Raw genomic sequence first — 20,682 nt, 5'->3', positions numbered from 1 at the left:
CTATTTCACGTCCAGCGGATTTTTCACGAGCTGGGCGTTCGACGGCACGTTAAAGTCGAACGTGCCCGCGGTCATGCCCTCCCCGGTGCGCACGTTCGAGAGGGTGATCGACAGGCCCTCACCGCCGCCCCGGCTCTGCATCACCGCTTTTTTCATCATGAAATTACCGTCCAGCACCAGCGTGATCTCGTTGTACTGGCGCTCGTTGCTCTTGAGCTTGATCGTGTAGCCGCCGGAGCCCTGTGCGCTCAGGAGGGGAAGATAACCCTGTACGAGCGATGCGATGCCGCCCGAACCTCCCCTGCCAAGGTCCTGCACCCCGCAGATGTTGCTCTGGGAGTCGTATACCCAGAGTTTTTTGCCGTTGGTGACGAGCACCCTTCCCGTGGGGGTAGTGAACTTTACGTAGATGCGTCCCGGCGCCATGTACTTAAAGCTTCCGGAATACATTGTCCCCGAAGTATATACCCACGATATCTGCCCGCTCATGGTGCCGACGCCGTACATCCGGTCCTGGAACTTCCTGAGCGCCTCGTCCCCGTTGAGCGAGTAGCCCTCGGTGAACACGAAGAGGCATAGTATCAGAACCACCGCCTTGAGAAAAGTCTTCATTGATCCCTCTTTCTGAATAGTATACGATTTGCCCGTGTAAAAGTGAAATTAAATTTCTAAATTTCATTCCCGGCGGGATAATGATTGCAATATCCGCGAGGAGGCTATTACAGTAGCGGAGGCGCATTTTATCAATTACAATTTTCCGCCCCGGGCGGCCCCACAGGACCATGGATACGCCTATCGCACGACTGTTCAGGGAGCACCAGGATTTCGACCGGTTCAGGGAGCGCGTCATCGCGCTCGGGGGCGAGTTCCCCTTTTCCGCCGAGGACATGATCGGGATAGGGGAGGCCTATTTCGAGCGCTATCCCGACTGTTTCTCCAACAGGAGCTGTACCGACGTGACGCTCGGCTACAAGCTGGTGCGGCTCTGCGTTATCGAAAAGCTGGCAGTATCGGCGGGCCCGCGGTTCTGCTGTGCGGTCAGGGACATGATCGGTTCCATAAGCCTCATCCGGGCGACAATCGAGACCATCGTCCGCGAAGCCGGCATGAAGGAAGCGGAGCGCCTGGTGACCGTGATGGAGGAATCGCTCGGTCTCATGCAGGGCGATATCGACGCCCTTCCCATAGGGATGATCAAGGAGCGCTTTATCGGCGGGGTGAGCTACATTCATAACGCCCTGTACCTGGTAAAATCCGCGCTGAAATCAATGTATCAATAAACTGGAAACAGATAATAAGTAAAATCTGCCTGCCACGAAGCGAATTTTTGTCATCGAAGCCGCCACTATGTAAAAATTAATGCCCCGATTTCCGTCCAAAGAATAATTTTTTCAATCGTATCAATAAATATTATTGACGGTTGAATTGCACAAGTTAGGCTTGGTTCCGGATTAACACTCAGGCTATAGTGCTATCACAAGGCCGCCAGGTAACGACAGTCATTGACTCTGCTCTGCTGGATCTTGTTGAAAAGCGTATAGCCGTCGGCAGAGTCCATGGCGATGTGATAGAAGGTCGTGACTCTGATGGCGGTGATATGCCTTTTTGACTGGGGAAATAATGTGCGCGGAGTTACTGTATGAGTCAGAAACCTGGCGTTTGTACATTTTGCGGGACCGGCTGCGGTCACTTCATAGACGTCCAAGACAACAAAGTCCTCAAGGTATTTCCCTCACAAAACCATCCCATAAGTAAAGGCCGACTCTGTGTTCGGGGATGGAACATACACGAACTCATTAACACCCCCGAAAGAATCACCACACCGCTCATACGAAAAGACGGGAAGCTCGTCCCGGCCTCCTACGATGAGGCGATCGCGCTCGTGGTGGAAAAGCTCAAGAAGCACGGCGCGGACTCGATCGGGTTCCTGGGTTCCCCGCGCTCGTCCAACGAGGAAAGCTACCTCTTCCAGAAAATAGCCCGCGCCGCGTTCAAGTCCAACAACATAAGCCTCGATTCCGAGTCCGGGCACCGCAACAGCCTGAACGTGATGAACGCGGGGACGGGAATGGCGGGAATGCTCGGCTCCGTTGAGGAAATTCGTAAAAGCGAATTCCTCCTGGTTGTGGGCATCGACATCACCAAGCAGAATCCGATTATAGGAAGCGAGTTGCATATGGCGGCCCGCGCGGGCTCCCGGCTGGTGACCATGGACAGCCGCCGCTCCCAGATCGCGAAGCTGTCGAAGGATTTCCTCCAGATAAAGCCCGGCTCCAAGAAGACGGCGATTCTCGCCATGGCGAAGGCCATGTACGATGAGGGGATCTACGACAAGGACTTCGTGGGCGCCCATACCCAGGGCTTCGAGGATTTCAAGAAGGCGTTCGAGACGCTGCCCGAGAACGAGATCGCCGAAAGGACCGGCATCGCCTACGATATCCTGAAGGAACTGGCCCGCGCGCTCGCGAAGGCGAAATCGGCGATGGTCTTTTTCGCCTCCGGAATTTCCGGGCTCGACGAGGCCACCATCGGCTACATATTCAACCTGTACCTCATGGCCGGGAAGGTCGGGAAAGAAGCCTGCGGTGTAAACCCGATCGCGGGACTCAATAACCTTCAGGGCGGCTACGACATGGGCGTCGCGCACGACCTCCTCACCGGGTTCCAGTCCCCGGCGGACGGCGCGGTAACCAAGAGATTTTCTTCGGTCTGGGGGTCCGATATTCCCTCCGCCGCGGGGGCGCCGGTGTACGGAATGCTTGCCGATCCCGCGTCGAAGCTCAAGGCGCTCATGGTCGTCGATCACGACGAGGGCATCATCCGCAGCGCCGATGCCATCAAGAAGCTGGATTTCGTCGCGTACGTGGGCGCCTACCAGAACGCCTTCACGGAACTCGCGACGGTCGTCCTGCCCATCACCACCTACATGGAAGACGAGGGGACATTCACGAATTCCGAGCGCCGCATCCAGTATACCGCGAAGAAGCTGGAGCCTACGGGTGACATACTTCCGGGCTGGAAGCTCTACGTCAAGCTCGCCGAAAAGGCCGGGCTGGTGTGGAAATACGCAAGCCCCTCCGATGTCATGGACGAAATCGCGAAGGTCACGCCTTCCTATTCCGGCGTGTCCTACAAGAAGCTCTCCTCCGGTTTCGGGCTCCAGTGGCCCTGCGACGACAAGAACCCCGAGGGGACAAAACGCTTTGCGCTGGAAAAGGCGGGAAGAAAGCTCAGCTTCGTCAAGGCGGACGCGGTCGTGGAAATGCCCGCCGCTAAGAGCGAATTCCCCGTGCTCCTCATGGTAGGGAAGGCTCAGCATTTCTGGCACCAGAACAATCTCATGAAGAAAACCTACATCCCCATGAGGGAATACAACGCGCTGCTCCTTGATTATCCGGAAGGCTACGTGGAGATTTCGGCCGAGGACGCGAAGACGATCCAGGTACGCGACCGCTGGCCCGTCCGGGTGGCGTCGCCGTTCGGGGAAATGCGCGTGACGGTCAGGGTTACGGGAGACGTCAAGTCCGGAACCGCCTACGCCCCCTATTTCGTGCAGGACATGATATCCAAGTTTTTGCTGGGCCACGCGGACGTGCTCAAGCAGGGCGAAGACGCAACTATTCCAGTAAGGATCGAGAAGGTGTGAGCCATGTTTCTGATCAAGAAAAGCGATGTACTCAAGATCGCCGAGGAGCTCGGCAAAGAATACCAGTTGTACGGTCCGTTCGTGGAAAAGACATCGGGGCAGACGTTCTTTGACAAGGTGGGAAGCGCGTCCGAGATAAACCTCGGTGCGCCCATCCCTTCCGCCCCGCCCAAGCAGTCGGTGTTCCCGCAGATGGAGCGAATCCTGTCGTACAAGTACGACAGCGCGAAGAAGTCCGTTGAGGTGAAACCGGATTTTACGGTGACGCCCAAGGCCCTTTTCGGCCTGCGCTCCTGCGACCTGAACGGCCTGCTCTGCCTGGACCGTTTTTTTCTGGGACAGGAATTCGTGGACGAGGTTTACCGCAACCACCGCAGGGGAATGTTCATCGTCACGAACTCATGCACCACCCCCTTCAAGCAGTGCCTGTGCGTCTGCATGGACAGCGGGCCCTTCGCGAAGGAGGGATACGACCTGAACCTCACCGACCTGGGCGACGAATACCTGGTCGAGGCCGGGAGCGATAAGGGCAAGATGCTCGCCGAGAAGATGGGGCTTAAGGCTGCCGCCGACGCGCACATGAAACAGAAAAGCGAAAAGCTCGACAAGGCCATCACGCTCTTCGAACCGGTGGCGGTCGACAACAAGGCCTGGATTTCGAGGGTGATTAACCGCGTGACCACGGGCTTTGCGAAAGAGGAAGTCTGGGAATACGTGGGCGACCAGTGCTTCGAATGCGGCGCCTGTACCTTCGTGTGCCCGTCCTGCTCCTGCTTCAACGTGGTGGACGTCAACGATACGGCGTGCGCCGGATGCACCGACAGGCTGCGCTCCTGGGATTCATGCGCGTACGAGGGCTACGCGCGCATGGCCGGCGGCCATAACCCGCGCAAACCGGTTGAAGACCGGCGCAACAAGAGGTTCTTCTGCAAGCTTTCATATTCGCAGTCGAAGAAATATCTCCGCCCGGGCTGCGTGGGCTGCGGGCGCTGCCAGTGGGTATGTCCCGGCGATATAGGGATTCCCAATGTCGTGACCTACGTAAGAAGAGAAATTACGAAGCAGGGATAATGCCATGAGTGAAGGAATGATTAACGGAAAGATTGTAACCATACCGGAAGTCGCGACCATCGAGGAAATCAAGGACGAGATTCGCGAGGTGAAGACCTTCTACCTTAATTTCGACAAGAAGGAAATTAAGGACAACCTCAAGATCAAGTCCGGCCAGTTCATCATGTGCACGATCTTCGGCGCGGGCGAGTTCGCGGTCTCACTGCCCCCGTCCCCCGAGAACGACCGGTTCCACATAACCGTCCGCTCGGTGGGAAAGGTGACCAGGGCGCTGCACGCGCTCAAGCCGGGCGACAAGGTGGGGATACGCGGCCCCTTCGGCAACGGGTTCCCCTTCGCCGAGCTCAAGGGCAAGAACATCGTGTACGTCGCGGGGGGCATCGGGCTGATACCGCTGCGTTCCTCGATCATGCACGTGCTCCAGCACAAGGAAGATTTCGGCGATGTGTACGTGCTCCTCGGGGCGCGCACCCCCGACGACCATATGTACAAGGAAAACCTGAAGGAGTGGCAGGGCGGCGTCCCCGGGTTCAAGTGCTTCCTGTCGGTCGACGTCGAGACCCCCGGGTGGAAGGGCGAGGTCGGGTTCGTCCATACGCTCCTGGACAAGGCGAACATTCCGATCGAGAACACCGTCGCGTTCGTGTGCGGGCCTCCCGTCATGTTCAACACGGTTATCGGCGAGCTCATGAAGCGCGGGCTCTCGGACGAAAACATTTATTCGACGCTGGAGCGCCACATGAAATGCGGCATCGGAAAGTGCCAGCACTGCATGGTGGGAAGGACCCTGGTGTGTACCGACGGGCCCGTGTACACGTTCCGGCAGATCAAGACGCTTGGAGAGCAGATCTAAACGATGGATTTCACGGGTGAAATAACCAGGCTCCTGGGCGAGAAGACCTGCATCGTCGCGGTGGGAAATTCCATACGCCGCGACGACGGGGTCGGCCTTTACCTCGCCGACGAGATCGAGAAAAGCGTCCACGGCGCGGACATCGTCCACGCCGAAGACATAATCGAAAGCTACGTCTTCGAGATCGCCGACCGCGACTGCGAAAACGTCCTCATCCTGGACGCGGTGCAGACATCGAGCCTTCCCGGCTCGCTCGTGTTCGGAAGCATGGACGAGATGGGAAGCCTCATGAACAATTATTCCACCCACAAGTTGTCCCTTACGCTCGCCTGCAAGATCTGGCGCGAGCGGGGGAAAAAGGCTTTTTTGCTGGGAATCGAGGCGGCTGACGTGGATTTCGGCGTGGGCCTCACGCAGACGGTGAAAAAAAGCGCGGACGCGATCAAGGATATCATTATCGAAACACTACACAGTACCCGTAAGGAGTATGTCTATGAACAGTAATCTGTATGGCAGCCTGCTCTTATCCATGGGGATACTCGTGCTCTCCGCGGTCATCGTGCCGTTTTTCTCGGAAAAGAGAAAGCTGGCCGGCTGGCTGAATTTTGCTTTCGTGGCGATCGCGGGAGTAGTTTTATTGAATATAAGCTACAGCGTCATCTTCGAGAAGTCCCTTACCACGGAGCTCTTGTATATCGGACCCCTGCCCGTGTATCTCCTGCTCGACAGTTTTGCGGGCTTCTTCCTGGGGATCATCGCACTCATGTCGATCGTGAGCGCGTTTTACTCCATCGAATACATGGAACACTACCACGACTACAGCCTGAAAAGCTATTATCTCAACTACCCGATCTTCATCGCGGGGATGGCCGCCATCGTGACGGTGGACGACCTGACCGTGGGATTCACGATCGCGTGGCAGATGATGACCGTCGCGAGCTACTTCCTGGTCAAGTTCGAATACAAGAAACCCGAGAACGTGAAGTCGTCGAACAAGTACCTGCTCCTCATGGAAGTCGCGTGGCTGCTTATAGTCGCCGGAGCGCTGGTGGCCGGAAGCGGCCTGGGCGATTCGGTGCACGCGGTGACGCGGAGCCTGGGCGCCTCGCAGGGAGCGATTCCCTTCATAGTATACGCGCTCATCTTCCTGGGATTCGGATTCAAGGCGGCCATCTTCCCCTTTGGACAGATGTGGCTGCCCGACGCGCACTCCATAGCGCCGTCTCCCATAAGCGCGCTCCTTTCCGGCGTCATGATCAAGACGGGCGTGTACGGCATCATCCGCACCTTCTTCTGGATGATCCCTCATAACGAAACCTTTCATTTCAACGGCGCGCTCTGGGGCGCGATCATCGCGACCTTCGGGGTGGTCACCCTGTTCATAGGGACCGTGCAGTCGATGAAACAGAGCCAGTCCAAGCGGCTTCTCGCGTATTCCTCGATTGGCCAGGTCGGCTACATCATCTTCGGGATAGGCGCCGCGGTGTTCATGTTCAACTCGGAAAGCGAATACCTGAAGCTCCTGGCGCTCATCGCGATAATCGGCGCGGTCTACCACGTGCTCAATCACGCGATCTTCAAGGGACTGCTGTTCCTCACCTCCGGGAGCGTGCTCTTCGCGACCGGAAGCAAGGACCTGAACAAGCTGGGCGGCCTCCTCAAGTTCATGCCCGTGACCGCGATAATCGCCGGCATCGCCTCCCTGTCGATTTCGGGGGTGCCGCCGTTCTCCGGCTTCGCGAGCAAATGGACGCTCATCTCCTCCTCGCTCCTCGCGGGCAACGAGGTGCTCTTCCTGGTGTTCTTCGGCATCGTCGCCCTCTTCACGAGCGCGATCACCCTTTCCTGCTACGTGAAATTCTTCGGCATGACCTTCACCTCGGCAGGGACCGAGTGGACGATCGAAAAAGAGGTGAAAGAGGTACCGGCGGGCATGATACTCCCGAAAGTCATCCTGGGTGCGCTGTGCATCCTGCAGGGCGTGATCCCGTTCTTCTACTTCAATACCATCATCACCATGTTCCAGAATTCCGGGGGCTCCATGCTCTCCGCCGCGTTCAGGAACATGGACCTTGATAAACACGTGTTCAACACCGCGATGGGCGTGACCTTCGAGGTGCCCGGCCTTACATCGGCGGCCTCGATGGCGGTTCCGCTCGTGGTGCTCGCGATATTCGCGATCGCGGGGTGCGTCGCGTGGCTCCTGACCAGGTCCGGCGGCAATACCACGCGCGAGGTAGACACCTGGCTGTGCGGATACCAGACCCTGAACAACCGCAACCGCTACATGGATTCAAGCATGTTCTCGGCGCTCAAGCTGATGTTCTGGTGGACGGGCGGCAACGTGAAGAAGTAAGGAACAATAATTCACACACAAGGGGTTCATCATGGCAACGATTCAAGCCTTAACGGATCAGCTTAAGAAAAAATTCGCGAATGCGGTCACCGGCGTGGAAAACCCGGAGGCCACCCAGCTCTTCATAGACATCAAGAAGGACAAGGTCCGCGAGATATGCAACGAGGTCATCGCCCAGGGCGGACGCTACCTCGTAAGCGTAGGGACCGATTACCTTGCGAAGGACGGTACGCTGGGTCTCATCCACACCTTCGCCTTCGACAAGGAGCATTACTTCGCGAGCCTGCGCACCGCGACGAAGGAGATGGAGCCCATCGAATCCATCACACCGGACATCCCCAACGCGGGATGGTCGGAGCGTGAATACATGGACCTTCTCGGGATGAAGTTCACCAACCACCCGAAGCCCAAGAAACTCGTTACCGCCGACGACTGGCCCGCGGACATCTACCCGCTCCGCAAGGAGGTCCCCTTCAACATCAAGCCGTTGGCCGCCGAGAACGTGGCCTACCAGCTTGATGAATGCCCGGACGGATGCTCCATAGTTCCTTTTGGTCCCTATCATCCCACCCAGCACGAGCCCGCGCACTTCGCGCTGTTCGTGGACGGAGAGACGATCAAGGGAAGCGACTACCGGGGATTCATGATCCACCGCGGCGTCGAGAAGCTCGCACAGACCCAGATTTCGTATAACGAGATTCCGTTCCTGGCCGAGCGTATCTGCGGCATTTGCGGATCGGTGCACGCGGCCTCCTTTTCGCAGGCGGTCGAGATCGCGGCCGGCCACAAGATATCGCGCCGCGCCGAATACATCCGCACGATAATGCTCGAGATCGAGCGCGTGCACTCGCACCTGCTCTGGCTGGGCGTCGCGGGCCACCTGATCGGATTCGACACCGTGTTCATGCAGGCGTGGCGCGTGCGCGAACCCATCATGTGGCTGTGCGAGCGCCTCACCGGGAGCCGCAAGACCTACGGGATGATCGTTATCGGCGGCGTACGCCGCGACATCACCCCCGAACTGAAACAGGACATCCTGAACGTGATCGGCACGATCGAGAAGGAGATGGTCACGATCAAGAACGCGATCATCGGCGACACGGCGATACACCGCCGCACCAAGGACGTCGGCTATATCACGAAAGAGGACACCATCAAATGGAGCCTCGTGGGACCCGTCGCCAGGGCCAGGGGGGTCGATATCGACGCGCGCAGGGACCAGCCGTACGCCGCGTACGATGAAATGAAGTTCGACGTGCCCGTGGTCGACAACTGCGACGTGTGGGGCACCGTGCTCGTGCGCGTGCTCGAGACCTTCGAGGCGATCAGCATCATACGCCAGGCACTCGACAAGATGCCCAACGACGGGCCGATACTCATGCCCTTCGACGACGCGCTTCCGGCCGGGAGGCACGGCATCACCGCGGTCGAGGCGCCGCGCGGAGAGGTCACGCATTACGTAATCACCGGCGAGGAGAACAGGCCGGAGCGCTGGAGGGTGCGCGCCCCCACGTACCCCAACCTCCAGGGCGTGCCCATGATGCTCCTGAACAACCAGCTGGCGGACGTGCCGATAATCATCGGCAGCATAGACCCGTGTTTCTCCTGCACGGAACGCATGGAAGTGGTAGACCTCAGGAACGGCGGCATGAAGGTCATGTCGCAGAGCGAGCTGGAAGCGCTCTCGAGAAATAAGGGGTAGGCAGGTAAGCTATGGACATACTGGCAATAATCGTAAACGTGGTCGTGTTTCTGGGACTCGCGCCGCTGTTCGAGGGCGTGATTAGGAAGCTCTACGCAAAGGTCCAGTCCCGCCAGGGGCCGCCCATCGTGCAGCCTTATTATGACCTGATCAAGCTCCTGGGCAAGGAGCGGCTCGTTCCCGGCAATGTCGCCTTCAAGATCGCGCCCATGATGGCGTTCGCTTCGATCGTGACGGTCGTCATGTTCGTGCCGCTGGGATTCAAGGCGAACTTCCTTACCCAGTACGCCGACATAATCACGATAATCTATGTGCTTACCCTGGGCGGCGTATCGGTCCTCCTGGGGGCGCTCTCGAGCCGCAACACGTATGCGATGGTGGGCGCAAGCCGCGAAATGATCACGATGATCATGGTGGAGCCCGTGCTCGCGATGACGCTCATCATGGGCGCGCTCAAGGTGAAGGGAATGTCCGTGGGCGCCAGCTTCTTCAGCGTCGCGATGACCGGCTACGGGTGGGGCGTAGTGCTCATGCTCGTGGTCTTCCTCATGGCGCTCCAGGCGTTCGTAGGCCGCCAGCCGTTCGACATCGCGGAGGCCGAGATCGAAATCATCGAAGGTCCGTTCATCGAGTATTCCGGTCCCTATCTCGCGCTCTTCAAGTACTACATGATGATCAAGCAGATGTTCTATGCGTTCCTGTTCGTGACGGTGTTCATGCCCTTCCTGCAGACCGGGTCGTACGCGGCGAATATCGGAACCCAACTCGCGGGCATTCTCGCGGTGGTGGTGCTGATATCGCTGGTCGGTTCGACGAACCCGAGGCTTCGTATCGAACAGGCGGTCAGGTACTACGCCGTGCTCATCCTGCTCTCACTCACGGCGGTCGGGCTGACCGTGTATGGAATATAAACTACTACTAGCGAGGTGCGACCGTGTGGTTAACTAGCAAGATAAAACAGGTATTACTGGTAATCAAACCCGGTACCGTTACGCTTCCCTATCCCTTCCAGCCGCATCCTACGCCGGAGGGGTACCGCGGGCAGCCGGTCTGGGACCATCATAAATGCATCGGCTGCGGCGGCTGCCACGCGCACTGCCCGGCCCGCACGATCATGATACGCGACCTGTGCCAGGACCTGCGCGTCCTGGTATACGACGGCGGGCGCTGCACCTACTGCGGGCGCTGCGCGGACGTGTGCCCGGAAAAGGCGATCACGATGACGGGCGAGTTCGAGCTTGCGTGTCCCAGCAGGAGCGACCTGAGCCAGAGCCTGGAGCTTTTCATGGCGACCTGCAACCGCTGCGGACGCTGCTACGAAATGGAGACCCCGAACAGGATCGACCGCATGAACCTGAAGGGATACCGGTACGACAATCTCGAGATGCGCACCGTGCTGCCGGCATGCACCGAACAGTTCGACACCGAGCAGCTGGCCAAGAGCGACCGGTTCAAGAGACCCGAACGGATAGGAGAATAATCATGTTTAGAAATCTCGCAAAGAAAATTCTGCCGAGGTCGCTGTGGGTGTATCACTGCAATTCCGGCGCCTGCAACGGCTGCGACATCGAGATATTGAACGTGCTGACCCCGTACTATGACGTGGAGCGGTTCGGCATCAAGGTGGTGGGCTCGCCGCGTCACGCGGACGTGATGCTCATCTCCGGTGCCGTGACGCGGCCCACCCAGCCGCTCGTGAAGCGCGCCTATGACGCGATGCCGGCGCCCAAGCTCGTGTTCGGGATAGGCTCGTGCGCGATCGGCGGCAACATGTGGGCCGACAGCTACAACGTATGCGGCGGCGCCCTCGAGGCCGTGCCGGTCAATTACTTCATCCCGGGCTGTCCCCCAAGGCCCGAGGCGATCATCTACGGCGTCGCGCTCGCCCTGGGCCTGGTTCCCCAGAAGGCCGCGCCGGTCGAGCTCAAGCAGATGGAGTTCCCCATAGACACGTACGAGCGGAACAAGGCGTGGGAAGACCGGAACGTGATATACGAGCTTGTAAAGTAGACGTCGTCGTAGAGACGTCCCGCCGGGACGTCTCTACGACGATGGCGCAACAATTCACCGGATGGAGTGAACAAATGGCAAAAAAGATATTACTGGTTGACGATGACAAGGATCTGGTCGGCACGCTCGCACAGGCGCTCAGCGTGAACGGATACACGGTGGTTCCCGCGTACAGCGGCGCCGAGGGCCTTCAGAAACTCCTGGCGGAGAAACCGGACCTCATGCTCCTGGACGTCATGATGGAGACGGACACGGCCGGGTTCGAGATAAGCTACCAGATCAGGAGCGACCGCCCCACCTCGAAGTACAAGGACGTGAAGGCGACACCCATCATCATGATCACGGCGATAAACCAGGTCACCAACAACAGGTTCTCGCTCAACGAGGACGCGAATTTTCTCCCCAAAATAAACGACTTTCTCACCAAGCCGGTGAAGATAGACGAGCTTTTGGGCAAGATCAAGAACGTAATCGGGTAACCGTTAAGTCCGGGCGATACATCTTTTATCATCTTGACAAAACCCCGGAGTCGTGAAAAAGGAAGGAATACGCCCGTATTTCTTCCTTTTTCTTTTTAGCGGTATAAATAAATGAAGCTCATTAAATTCATGTTTTTCCTCGCCTTCTTCACCGGAATCGCCGGATCGGTGATCTATCACCGGGAGGTGTACCGGTATTCGCTGCGCGTGTATTACGAGAGGGTGAAGAAGGAGGGCTTGGAGGATTCGCTGAAGAAAGCGAAGGCGATGTATTCCAGGGATGAATACGCGAAACTGAAACCCTATTTATCGGACCTCATGACGCTGTACCCGGGCAACCGGGAGATCGTGCGCCTGCTGGGGCTCACGCGCATCGAACTGGGGGACCGTATCGAGGGGGCACGCCTGATCGTGTCATCCATGAAGGAGGACGAGGACCTCTCCACGATGCAGAGCGTGCTTGAAATACTGTACGAAGAAAAGGAATACCCGGATCTCATAGACGTATTCTCGCGCCACGAGCCCCGCGAGCGCTACCCGAAGTTCATTTACGGAATGTCCTTTTATCACCTTCACCGCTGGGAGGACGCGATCCCCCGCCTGGTCGCGGCGCGGGATGCCGGGCAGGACGGCTTCGAGCTGCACTTCGCGCTGGGCACCTCGTATGAGAACGCCGGTAAGATCGAGAACGCCGTCGCGAGCTTCGAGGCCGCCTTCGCGCTCGAGCCGCACAGGGCAGACGCGCGGCAGGCGCTCGTGCGCGCGTATCGCAAGGCAAAAAAATACGACAAGGCGGAAAAACTGGGACGGACCGCCCCCTGAGGGACAACGCGGAGGGACATGCATGCTTGATTACTTTTTTCATCCCGAGGGCGTGGCGATTATTGGCGCGTCGGACAACCAGGTCAAGGGCGGGTTCCACATAGTTCGAAACGTCCTCGCCGGCTACAAGGGCCCCGTGTACCCGGTTAACCCGCGGGTGAAGGAAATCCTGGGCGTCACGTGCTACCCCGATATCAAATCGATTCCACGGCCGTTCGAGCTCGCGATCTATTTCATTCCCGCCCGGTTCATACTGGAAACGATCGACGACTGCGCCGACCGGGGGGTTAAGGGGATCATCATCGAGTCGGCGGGGTTTTCCGAGACGGGAGAGGCGGGGAACAGGCTTCAACAGGATATGGTCGCGCGCGCGCGCGCCCGCGGCATCCGGCTGTGGGGGCCCAACTGCATGGGGCTCCTGGACGGCCACACGCGCAACGTCTTCTCCTTCATGTATTCGGACAGGTGGAAGGTTCTCATGAAGCCGGGGAACGTGTCGCTCATCGTGCAGAGCGGCATGCTGTCGGCGGGATTTCTCATGACGATACTCGAGCGCGGCGGCATGGGGATCGCGAAGGTGTGCTCCATTGGCAACAAGTGCGACGTGCACGAGACGGACGTGCTGGAGTACCTGGTAAACGACCCGGACACGGAGGTCATTGGCTGCTACCTGGAATCCATCATGGACGGGCGGAAATTTCTTGACCTGGCGCGCGCGACGGCGAAGCCCGTCGTGGTACTCAAGGCGGGGCGCAGCCCGGGGGGCGCGCGCGCCGCGATGAGCCACACGGCGAGCCTTTCCGGGGAGGAGGCGGTCTACGAGGGCGCGTTCCGGCAGGCGGGCGTGGTGCCGGTGTACGACATGCACGAGCTCATGGATTTTGTCCGCGGGTTTTCGAAAACCACCGCGTTCACGGCGCGGCGCGGTACGGCAATCGCGACCTTTTCCGGGGGGGCGGGCATTGTGTCGGCCGACCTGCTCGCCGATCACGGACTGGATCTTGCGGAACTTTCGCCGGAGACGATCGCGGAGATCGGGACGGTGTTTCCCGAATGGATGCGGCCGAGTCATCCCGTGGACCTCTGGCCCGCGGTCGAGCTGAACGGATTGGAGCCCGTATATACCCGGGCGGTCGAGGCGCTCATGAAGGACGAGGGCGTCGATTCGCTCATCGTGGAGACGATCGCCTGGGACCTCACGACGACGGCGTACCTCTCGAAGATCGCCGCCATGAAGCGCCGCTACGGGAAACCCGTCGCGCTCTGGATGATCGGCATCAACGTCTCGCAGGACTCGTTTCGCGAGGCCGCCGAGGCGGAGGGCATACCCGTGTTCACGGAGATTTCACGCTGCGCGGCGTTCCTTGCCGGGGTGAAGGCGCATTTTTCGAAGAAGGGAAGGGCGGGCGTTGCCACATAGGTTTCCGGGCAGGTCTAGCCCCGCGAATCCTGGCTAATTCAAGGCGTAACTCATCGCCCAAATGAACCGAAAAATGAAATGACAGCAGAATTTATTCAACAGGCCGCAAAAAGATAGAACGGGAGAGACCACAGATATGCTTCCAGATGAAAGAATACTGAACAAAATATATCTGCTGCGGGGTCACAAGGTCATGCTCGATAAAGACCTTGCCGAATTGTATGAAGTGGAAACCCGTGCGCTCAACCAGGCGGTGAAACGGAACCAGTCACGCTTCCCGGAAGATTTTATGTTCCAGCTGACCGTGGATGAATTCGACCAGTTGAGATCACAGATTGTGACATCAAGTTGGGGTGGTACGAGAAAGCCGCCCTTCGCCTTTACCGAACAAGGCGTTGCCATGCTGTCCAGCGTACTTACCAGCGATCGTGCGGTCCAGGTGAATATCCAGATCATGCGCACCTTTACGCGGTTGCGTACGATGCTTTCCTCTCATGATGATCTTCGCAGGAAGATAGAGAGCATGGAGAAGAAATACGACGAGCAGTTCCGGATCGTGTTCCAGGCGATTAAGCGGCTGCTCGCGGACGACGCAAAACCAAAGCGAAAGATAGGCTTTGACAGCCCTAAGGAAAGGAAATGAAGGGTATGCGCTAAATCCCCAGCCCTTAAAAACTCTTGAGCTTCTCGTGCGAGGGGTCGCACTTATTCTCCTTCCTTTCCCGATACCGTAATATACCCGTGTTCACCGAGATTTCACGCTGCGCGGCGTTCCTTGCCGGGGTGAAGGCGCATTTCAAGAAGAAGGGCAGGGCGCGGGAAGAGACGCTTCGATGATAAAAACGGGAGGATGTTTCGATGAAACTCCGTATCGTTCTCGGTGTAATGACCATCTTCTTTCTTACTATACGTGGATTTGCAGGGTCAACGCTTTCAGTTGATACTGAGATACAGGAGAACAGATTCAAGGCGGGGACAGAAGTTTGGTTCGATGAAAGCGGCAAGCTGAGACAGGCACGACTTTCTGCGGATACGGAGATACAGGGGATCGCCTTTAAAGGGGGTACGAATGTCTGGCTTTTTGAAAGCGGCATGCTGAGGATGGCCCGACTCTCGGACAATACGAAAGTTCGCGGAATCAGATTCAAGGCGGGCACGGACGTTGAATTTTTTAATGGAAAGCCTGAGCATGGCACGCTCTCATCAAATACGGAGATACAGGGGGTCAGGCTCAAGGCAGGCACTGAGATTCAGCTTTATGAGAACGGCACGTTGTCCTGGGGAACCCTTCTGAAAAACACAAAGGTACAGGGGCTCAGTTTAAGGGCTGATACGATAGTTCATTTTTTCAAAAAAGGTAAACTGCTCAGAGGGACTCTGTTAGCCGACACAGAGATACAGGGGATGAAGTTTAGCGCCGGCACCGTGGTGGATTTTAATCGTAGCGACATGCTGGAACTCGTACATCTAATAACCGATATGGAGATACAAGGGATCAAATTCAAAGCAAAAACGTGGGTTCGGTTCAGTGGAGATAAACCGGATTGGGCAGATCTTTCAGAAGATACCGAAATACGGGGGATCAAATTCAAGGCGGGTACCGAAGTTCAATTCCGGCACGGCAATTTGGATCAAGGAATACTGGCAGCCGATACGGAGATACGGGGGATCAAGCTCAAGGCAGGCACTGGAGTTATGTTCAACGAAAGCGGCACCCTGAGCCAGGGGATACTGTTGGCCGATACAAAGATACAGGGGATCACGTTCGTTGAGGGTTCAAGAGTCTATTTTTATGATAGCGGCAAGGTGTGCCTTGTAAAACTTTTAGCGGATACGGAGATACAAGGGATCAGATTTACCGCGGGTACGGAAGTTCATTTCTACGAGAGCGGCAGATTGAGCGATGGGTTCCTTGCGGCAGATACCGAAATCCAGGGGATTAGGTTCAGGGCGGGCAGTGGAGTTCGGTTTCAGGAGAGCGGCAAGCTGAATGAGAAGGTACCCGGTGGCGGTAAATAAGAGCTGGCTTGTACGTGAGAGGCTTGTTCGTTGGTTGCGGAGCTGGGGGTGCTGTATAAAAACAGGCCGGCCCTGCTGGAAGAGTTGCGGAAGATAGGGTGATCCATAAGGGGGAAAGTACTTTCGTATCATGAACCCGGTGTCATCCGGGAAGAAGTGTTATGTCGGAAGGAACCGCGCCCGCTGCGTTGAAATCCTTGTCGTCGCCATGCGTATGTCATCTTCAATCGAGAGTAAAATGTATTGACAAAGTGCGCACATTGATGCATATTGAACAATGAAGTTTGCTTTTGATAAATCCAAAAACGAGATCCTGCGAAAAGACAGGGGCGTTTCGTTTTACGATGTAATAGAGGCAATCGCGGAAAAAGGCATCCTGTTGAATATTGAGCACCCGAACAGGGAGAAATATCCGGACCAGTTCATGCTGGTAATTGAGTATAACAACTATACATATTGCGTACCGTATGAAAGGAGCGGGGATACGGTGCGTTTAATCACGCTGTTTCCCAACAGGGAATATTTATACTTGCTTGAGGGGAGGAACAAAAATGGAAAAAATTAAATATCTAAACAAGGAAGAAAAGGACTTGATCGAATCGTATAAAGGCGTAGACGCGAAGAAGATAAAAATACCTTCCCGGAAAGTCCAGGATGTATTTAAAAAAGCGGCGAAGGAATTTGTAAAAAACGAAATGAAAATGAATATCCGTATAGAACCGTCTGAATTAAAGGAAATAAAAAAACGCGCCGCCGTCGAGGGCTTGAAATATCAATCGTTCGTGAAAAGCGTTCTCCATAAATATATCACCGGCCAGCTGGTGGAGAGAAGGCCCAAGTAGTTCAACGTCCCCTTCCGCCATGTCTAATGGTACCAGCAGGTATTGAAAGTTTTACACTCATAGGAATAGATACAGTTGATGAAAATATAGGATTTGAAGAGATTTCAAAATGCCAATTTAATTGGACATAAAAAAATCGCAGTCCTCTGCCTGAATAACGCTAAAACCCCGCCAGCTTCTCGTGCGGCAGTTCGCACTTCTTCTCCTTCCTCTCACGGTACCATTTATAATAATTGAGCCCGTGCGCCGGCACCATGATGCAGTTCTCGTGGTCCGAATAATCCTTGTAGTGGTTGAGCAGGTGGCCGAACTCGTGCACCGCGTAGAGCGCGATGACGTCGGTCATCTCGTGCGCGGGGATCGCCTCCTCGCGGGCCGCGGTGAAAAAGTTATCGTCGGAGATGAAGGGGAGGGTGAAGAGCACGATCGCCCCGCCCACATGGCTCTTTTCGTTGCGCTCGGTGAGGCCGGTGGTCACGCCCCCGCGCAGGATCACGTAGATGGGAAGCTCCGTCTCCATGTCGGCCATGACGGTGTTGGAGAGGATGAACTGCGCCCCCCCGTACTCGCGCACGGCCATGTCCCAGAAGGGATAGGTGAGCGTTTCCAGGTACGCGGGGTCCGCGAGGAGCGTTACGTCATGGGTGGGGATCTGATATATCTTCCGGAGGTTGTCGACGTAGCCGCGGTAGACGTGCCCGGCCAATGAAGCGCGGTCGGGGAACTTCCCGAAGTCCTTCACCTGCATCGCAAGGACCCTATCGGGCGCGGCGCCGATCGTCTTCGCGATATCGGACCTGAGCCGCTCCCTGTCCGCCGCTTTTTCGGGATCGAGCAGGTAGCCCCGGACCTCCTTCATCGCCGGAAGGTCCTCGATATAGGCCATCTCGCTCCGGAACGCGAGGAGGTCGAGCGCGGGTTTCATCGTGAACGTTATGCGATATCCTAGATATTCCTTCACGCGCGCGGCGATGCGGTCCAGGACGAGGGCGAACTGCGCATCGGCGAGGCGGGGGAGGCGCGTGTCGTCGACCTGGCGCGCGGCCAGGACGTATTCCCTCTCGATCGGGAGATCGGGCATGACCGATACAGGGGTCCCCTGCGGTCCCGACGTGCAGGAGGCTGCGAGGAGCAGGAAGAAAAGCGCGTGCTTCTGGAATTTCATATCGGACCTCCCCTGAACTGATACGTGAAGTATCCCTCCACGGCGCCGCGCGCGCAACGAAAAAACACCGGGGCCGCCCGTATTTTGAATGGACAGGCGCCGCCATCCCGCGTACACTGAATCGCATGAAGCCTTCAATTAAGCGCCGCGCTCCCTGCGGCACGATCCTGGCCGCTGTATGCGCTGCCGCGCTCGCCGCGGGGTGCGCCACCATGGGAACCGCCGACCGCGATGCGCTCACCGACGGACTCCGCTCGGAGAACGCGCTCATGAAGGGCAGGATAACCCTGCTCCAGAGGGAGAACAGCGTCCTTAAAGATGAAACCTCCGTGCGCAGGAAGGAAGCGGGCGAACAGAGGTCAAGGATCGAGCGGCTCGAGGCCGACATCCAGGCGCTCAAGACACAGTTCGCGCGCGACATCGAGCTCAGGGAGACCCGCACCAAAGCGCTCGAACAGCAGAATGAGGTGCTCAAGAAGGAAAGCTCGGGGAAGATTCAGGAGCTTACCCGGTTGAACGGGGAAATACAGAAGACGCTCGAGTCCGAGCTCAAGCGCCTGAACGAGGAGATCGCGAAGAACAGCGCGGCGTGGAACGGCGAGCGCGAATCCATGAAAAACGAGGGGGCGCGCAAGGAGCTCGCATTCTCGAAGGAGATCGACACGCTCAGGAAGGAATCGTCGCAAAAGGACGAGGAGATCGCCGCCGGGAAGACCGCGCGTGCCGAACAGGACGCGAGAATAAAAAAACTTACGCAGGACCTGGAATCGGGAAATGACGCGGTTGGGCGGCTCGAAAAGCTGGTTGCGGAGATGAAGGGCCGGCTCAAGGACATGGAGCCGATACGCGGCGACGGCGCGAAACCGGAGAAGTAGGAACGGTGCCTCCCGGCGTCAGGGACCGCGCCAATAATCGCGCCTAACGCTTGCGCGCGACGATGAGCGTAAAATCGTCCTCGACGCGCCGGTCCCCGAGGAAGTCGTGAAACTGCCGTTCGATGAATTCCAGTATCGCCCCCGCGTCCTCCCCGGGGGCGCGTTCAAACGAGGCGATAAGCCTCTCCACCCCGTACGAGTTGTTTGCCGCCCCCACGCATTCGGTGACGCAGTCGGTGTAGAGCACCAGCACGTCTCCGGGGGCGACACCGAACTTCACGGTCTTACAGGTTCTCGTGGGCCCCTCGATGCCGAGGGGCCGTCCCTTGATCAGCTCGTGTCCCGCCCCGATCACCCTTACCCCGCGCCCGGAGCGGCGATGGAGCAGATCGGGGTGCCCGGCGTTGACGTATTCCACCGAGCCGCCGCCGAACCTGAGCATTATCCCGGTGATGAACCCGTGGATGTTGCGCATCTCGTCGATCAGGCGGAGGTTCGCGGCCTCTATCACGCGGTGGAGCGGCCCGCCGGACATGCGGGTGAAGTGCCGGAAGAAGATGGGTTTCGCGAACATGGTGATGAGCGCCGACGACACGCCGTGGCCCGATACGTCGAAGAGCGACATTCCCCGGAGGACAGGTCCCTCGTAATAGAAATCGTAGAAATCGCCGGAGACGCCGTTTCTCGGTTTAAAGGAGAAGGCGACGTCCCACTCGTCGGTCTGGGGGGCCGCATCCGGGAAGATCGCGGACTGGATGGTGACGGCGAGGTCCATCTCGATTTCGGTGACGCGACGCGTCGCCTCGAGCTCCTCGTTGGCGCGTGTGAGGTCGAGATTGGCTTTCTCGAGTTCCCGGTTCGTATCCCCGAGCGCGGCGTTCTGGCGCTGGAGGCGGCCGGCGAAATACGAGATGATCAGGAACGCGGGAACGAACGCGATCGTGTAGAATATCTCCCGTGCGAAGCTCCCCGGCTGTCCCGCGTCGTAGATGGCGAAGCGGGACACCACCAGGTGGCAGGCTACCGTGCCCAGGGACATCATGAGGCTCCTGCTCATGGGGGTGTAGGTGAGGACGATCGTCACGGCGATGAGCGCGTTGAACAGGCCCAACGTCCGGATTTCGCCCAGTTTGTAGATCCAGACACCGTACATGGCGAGGTACACCGTAAGGTTTCCATAATAGACAAGCGAATCGATGAGGAGGGTGACCCTCCTGTTCAGGTAGACGAGCCAGTAGGAGGCCATGGCGTAAGAAAAGACCGCACCGGCGATGAAGAGCACCTCGCCGTAACTGATGGACGTAAGTCCCAGGGCGCGCGCGAGCATGGTTTCCAGCGTCGCGATCACGTATCCCGCCATAACGAGCACGATGTTCTTGATGAGTATGTCGTAACTGGGCAGGCCGGTCTCGGGGAAAAGGG

The 20,682-nt window shown here is 57.6% G+C and carries 21 protein-coding genes; 18 read left to right on the top strand and 3 right to left on the bottom strand.

Translation table 11 applies throughout. From position 1 onward, the window contains the following. The gene (locus EPN93_16450; GenBank protein TAL32206.1) at positions 1-612 is read right to left on the bottom strand and encodes an outer membrane lipoprotein carrier protein LolA; all 612 of its coding nucleotides are present in this window, start codon (positions 610-612) and stop codon (positions 1-3) included. A gap of 170 nt (positions 613-782) precedes the next feature. On the opposite strand from EPN93_16450, the gene EPN93_16445 reads away from it, so the two are divergent. The 17 genes from EPN93_16445 (at position 783) to EPN93_16365 (ending at position 17,220) form a co-directional block, all read left to right on the top strand. After that, positions 783-1,280: a hypothetical protein gene (locus EPN93_16445; GenBank protein ID TAL32205.1), complete on the top strand. Its 498-nt coding sequence runs from the start codon at positions 783-785 to the stop codon at positions 1,278-1,280. Between the two features lie 359 nt (positions 1,281-1,639). Further along, complete coding sequence (locus tag EPN93_16440) at positions 1,640-3,646, top strand: hypothetical protein (protein ID TAL32204.1); 2,007 nt, start codon at positions 1,640-1,642, stop codon at positions 3,644-3,646. A gap of 3 nt (positions 3,647-3,649) precedes the next feature. Next, positions 3,650-4,717 (top strand): hypothetical protein, encoded by a 1,068-nt coding sequence (locus EPN93_16435; protein TAL32203.1) that lies wholly within the window; start codon positions 3,650-3,652, stop codon positions 4,715-4,717. 4 nt (positions 4,718-4,721) lie between these two features. Continuing rightward, the gene (locus EPN93_16430) at positions 4,722-5,570 is read left to right on the top strand and encodes a hypothetical protein (protein ID TAL32202.1); all 849 of its coding nucleotides are present in this window, start codon (positions 4,722-4,724) and stop codon (positions 5,568-5,570) included. A gap of 3 nt (positions 5,571-5,573) precedes the next feature. Next, complete coding sequence (locus tag EPN93_16425; protein TAL32201.1) at positions 5,574-6,074, top strand: hydrogenase maturation protease; 501 nt, start codon at positions 5,574-5,576, stop codon at positions 6,072-6,074. Beyond that, entirely contained in the window at positions 6,064-7,926 is a 1,863-nt protein-coding gene (locus tag EPN93_16420) for a hypothetical protein (protein TAL32200.1), read from the top strand. The genes EPN93_16425 and EPN93_16420 overlap by 11 nt, the downstream gene beginning before the upstream one ends. 31 nt (positions 7,927-7,957) lie before the next feature. Continuing rightward, positions 7,958-9,628, top strand: coding sequence for a Fe-S-binding domain-containing protein (locus EPN93_16415; protein TAL32199.1), 1,671 nt, complete (start codon positions 7,958-7,960; stop codon positions 9,626-9,628). 11 nt (positions 9,629-9,639) lie between these two features. Next, positions 9,640-10,539: an NADH-quinone oxidoreductase subunit H gene (locus tag EPN93_16410; protein TAL32198.1), complete on the top strand. Its 900-nt coding sequence runs from the start codon at positions 9,640-9,642 to the stop codon at positions 10,537-10,539. A gap of 23 nt (positions 10,540-10,562) precedes the next feature. After that, positions 10,563-11,108, top strand: a complete 546-nt coding sequence (locus EPN93_16405) for a 4Fe-4S dicluster domain-containing protein (protein ID TAL32197.1) — start codon at positions 10,563-10,565, stop codon at positions 11,106-11,108. Between the two features lie 2 nt (positions 11,109-11,110). After that, positions 11,111-11,638, top strand: coding sequence for an NADH-quinone oxidoreductase subunit NuoB (nuoB, locus tag EPN93_16400; protein TAL32196.1), 528 nt, complete (start codon positions 11,111-11,113; stop codon positions 11,636-11,638). Positions 11,639-11,712: 74 nt separating this feature from the next. Further along, the gene (locus EPN93_16395; GenBank protein ID TAL32195.1) at positions 11,713-12,117 is read left to right on the top strand and encodes a response regulator transcription factor; all 405 of its coding nucleotides are present in this window, start codon (positions 11,713-11,715) and stop codon (positions 12,115-12,117) included. Between the two features lie 111 nt (positions 12,118-12,228). Further along, on the top strand, positions 12,229-12,939 hold the full coding sequence (locus tag EPN93_16390; GenBank protein ID TAL32194.1) for a tetratricopeptide repeat protein: 711 nt from the start codon (positions 12,229-12,231) through the stop codon (positions 12,937-12,939). Between the two features lie 22 nt (positions 12,940-12,961). Then, the gene (locus EPN93_16385; protein TAL32193.1) at positions 12,962-14,359 is read left to right on the top strand and encodes a hypothetical protein; all 1,398 of its coding nucleotides are present in this window, start codon (positions 12,962-12,964) and stop codon (positions 14,357-14,359) included. Between the two features lie 136 nt (positions 14,360-14,495). Further along, positions 14,496-15,002, top strand: coding sequence for an ORF6N domain-containing protein (locus EPN93_16380; protein TAL32192.1), 507 nt, complete (start codon positions 14,496-14,498; stop codon positions 15,000-15,002). 215 nt (positions 15,003-15,217) lie between these two features. Beyond that, on the top strand, positions 15,218-16,378 hold the full coding sequence (locus EPN93_16375; GenBank protein ID TAL32191.1) for a hypothetical protein: 1,161 nt from the start codon (positions 15,218-15,220) through the stop codon (positions 16,376-16,378). 277 nt (positions 16,379-16,655) lie between these two features. Further along, positions 16,656-16,943: a DUF4258 domain-containing protein gene (locus EPN93_16370; GenBank protein TAL32190.1), complete on the top strand. Its 288-nt coding sequence runs from the start codon at positions 16,656-16,658 to the stop codon at positions 16,941-16,943. Beyond that, positions 16,930-17,220, top strand: coding sequence for an antitoxin (locus EPN93_16365; GenBank protein TAL32189.1), 291 nt, complete (start codon positions 16,930-16,932; stop codon positions 17,218-17,220). Before EPN93_16370 ends, EPN93_16365 begins: the two co-directional genes overlap by 14 nt. Positions 17,221-17,380: 160 nt before the next feature. On the opposite strand, the gene EPN93_16360 is transcribed toward EPN93_16365, so the two are convergent. Further along, positions 17,381-18,385: a hypothetical protein gene (locus tag EPN93_16360; GenBank protein ID TAL32188.1), complete on the bottom strand. Its 1,005-nt coding sequence runs from the start codon at positions 18,383-18,385 to the stop codon at positions 17,381-17,383. A gap of 125 nt (positions 18,386-18,510) precedes the next feature. On the opposite strand from EPN93_16360, the gene EPN93_16355 reads away from it, so the two are divergent. Continuing rightward, positions 18,511-19,260, top strand: a complete 750-nt coding sequence (locus EPN93_16355; protein ID TAL32187.1) for a hypothetical protein — start codon at positions 18,511-18,513, stop codon at positions 19,258-19,260. A gap of 43 nt (positions 19,261-19,303) precedes the next feature. On the opposite strand, the gene EPN93_16350 is transcribed toward EPN93_16355, so the two are convergent. After that, positions 19,304-20,682: serine/threonine-protein phosphatase (locus EPN93_16350; GenBank protein TAL32186.1), on the bottom strand; the 1,379-nt coding region annotated here is incomplete at its 5' end.

Source organism: Spirochaetota bacterium (genome assembly GCA_004297825.1).
GTDB lineage: Bacteria > Spirochaetota > UBA4802 > UBA4802 > UBA5368 > FW300-bin19.
This window is presented reverse-complemented; position numbering and strand designations above follow the sequence as displayed.

Bases quoted from the DNA above. Each gene is read 5' to 3' on its own strand.
- EPN93_16450 (TAL32206.1), bottom strand. From the start codon at position 612: ATGAAGACTTTTCTCAAGGCGGTGGTTCTGATACTATGCCTCTTCGTG.
- EPN93_16445 (TAL32205.1), top strand. From the start codon at position 783: ATGGATACGCCTATCGCACGACTGTTCAGGGAGCACCAGGATTTCGAC.
- EPN93_16440 (TAL32204.1), top strand. From the start codon at position 1,640: ATGAGTCAGAAACCTGGCGTTTGTACATTTTGCGGGACCGGCTGCGGT.
- EPN93_16435 (TAL32203.1), top strand. From the start codon at position 3,650: ATGTTTCTGATCAAGAAAAGCGATGTACTCAAGATCGCCGAGGAGCTC.
- EPN93_16430 (TAL32202.1), top strand. From the start codon at position 4,722: ATGAGTGAAGGAATGATTAACGGAAAGATTGTAACCATACCGGAAGTC.
- EPN93_16425 (TAL32201.1), top strand. From the start codon at position 5,574: ATGGATTTCACGGGTGAAATAACCAGGCTCCTGGGCGAGAAGACCTGC.
- EPN93_16420 (TAL32200.1), top strand. From the start codon at position 6,064: ATGAACAGTAATCTGTATGGCAGCCTGCTCTTATCCATGGGGATACTC.
- EPN93_16415 (TAL32199.1), top strand. From the start codon at position 7,958: ATGGCAACGATTCAAGCCTTAACGGATCAGCTTAAGAAAAAATTCGCG.
- EPN93_16410 (TAL32198.1), top strand. From the start codon at position 9,640: ATGGACATACTGGCAATAATCGTAAACGTGGTCGTGTTTCTGGGACTC.
- nuoB (TAL32196.1), top strand. From the start codon at position 11,111: ATGTTTAGAAATCTCGCAAAGAAAATTCTGCCGAGGTCGCTGTGGGTG.
- EPN93_16395 (TAL32195.1), top strand. From the start codon at position 11,713: ATGGCAAAAAAGATATTACTGGTTGACGATGACAAGGATCTGGTCGGC.
- EPN93_16390 (TAL32194.1), top strand. From the start codon at position 12,229: ATGAAGCTCATTAAATTCATGTTTTTCCTCGCCTTCTTCACCGGAATC.
- EPN93_16385 (TAL32193.1), top strand. From the start codon at position 12,962: ATGCTTGATTACTTTTTTCATCCCGAGGGCGTGGCGATTATTGGCGCG.
- EPN93_16380 (TAL32192.1), top strand. From the start codon at position 14,496: ATGCTTCCAGATGAAAGAATACTGAACAAAATATATCTGCTGCGGGGT.
- EPN93_16375 (TAL32191.1), top strand. From the start codon at position 15,218: ATGAAACTCCGTATCGTTCTCGGTGTAATGACCATCTTCTTTCTTACT.
- EPN93_16370 (TAL32190.1), top strand. From the start codon at position 16,656: ATGAAGTTTGCTTTTGATAAATCCAAAAACGAGATCCTGCGAAAAGAC.
- EPN93_16365 (TAL32189.1), top strand. From the start codon at position 16,930: ATGGAAAAAATTAAATATCTAAACAAGGAAGAAAAGGACTTGATCGAA.
- EPN93_16360 (TAL32188.1), bottom strand. From the start codon at position 18,385: ATGAAATTCCAGAAGCACGCGCTTTTCTTCCTGCTCCTCGCAGCCTCC.
- EPN93_16355 (TAL32187.1), top strand. From the start codon at position 18,511: ATGAAGCCTTCAATTAAGCGCCGCGCTCCCTGCGGCACGATCCTGGCC.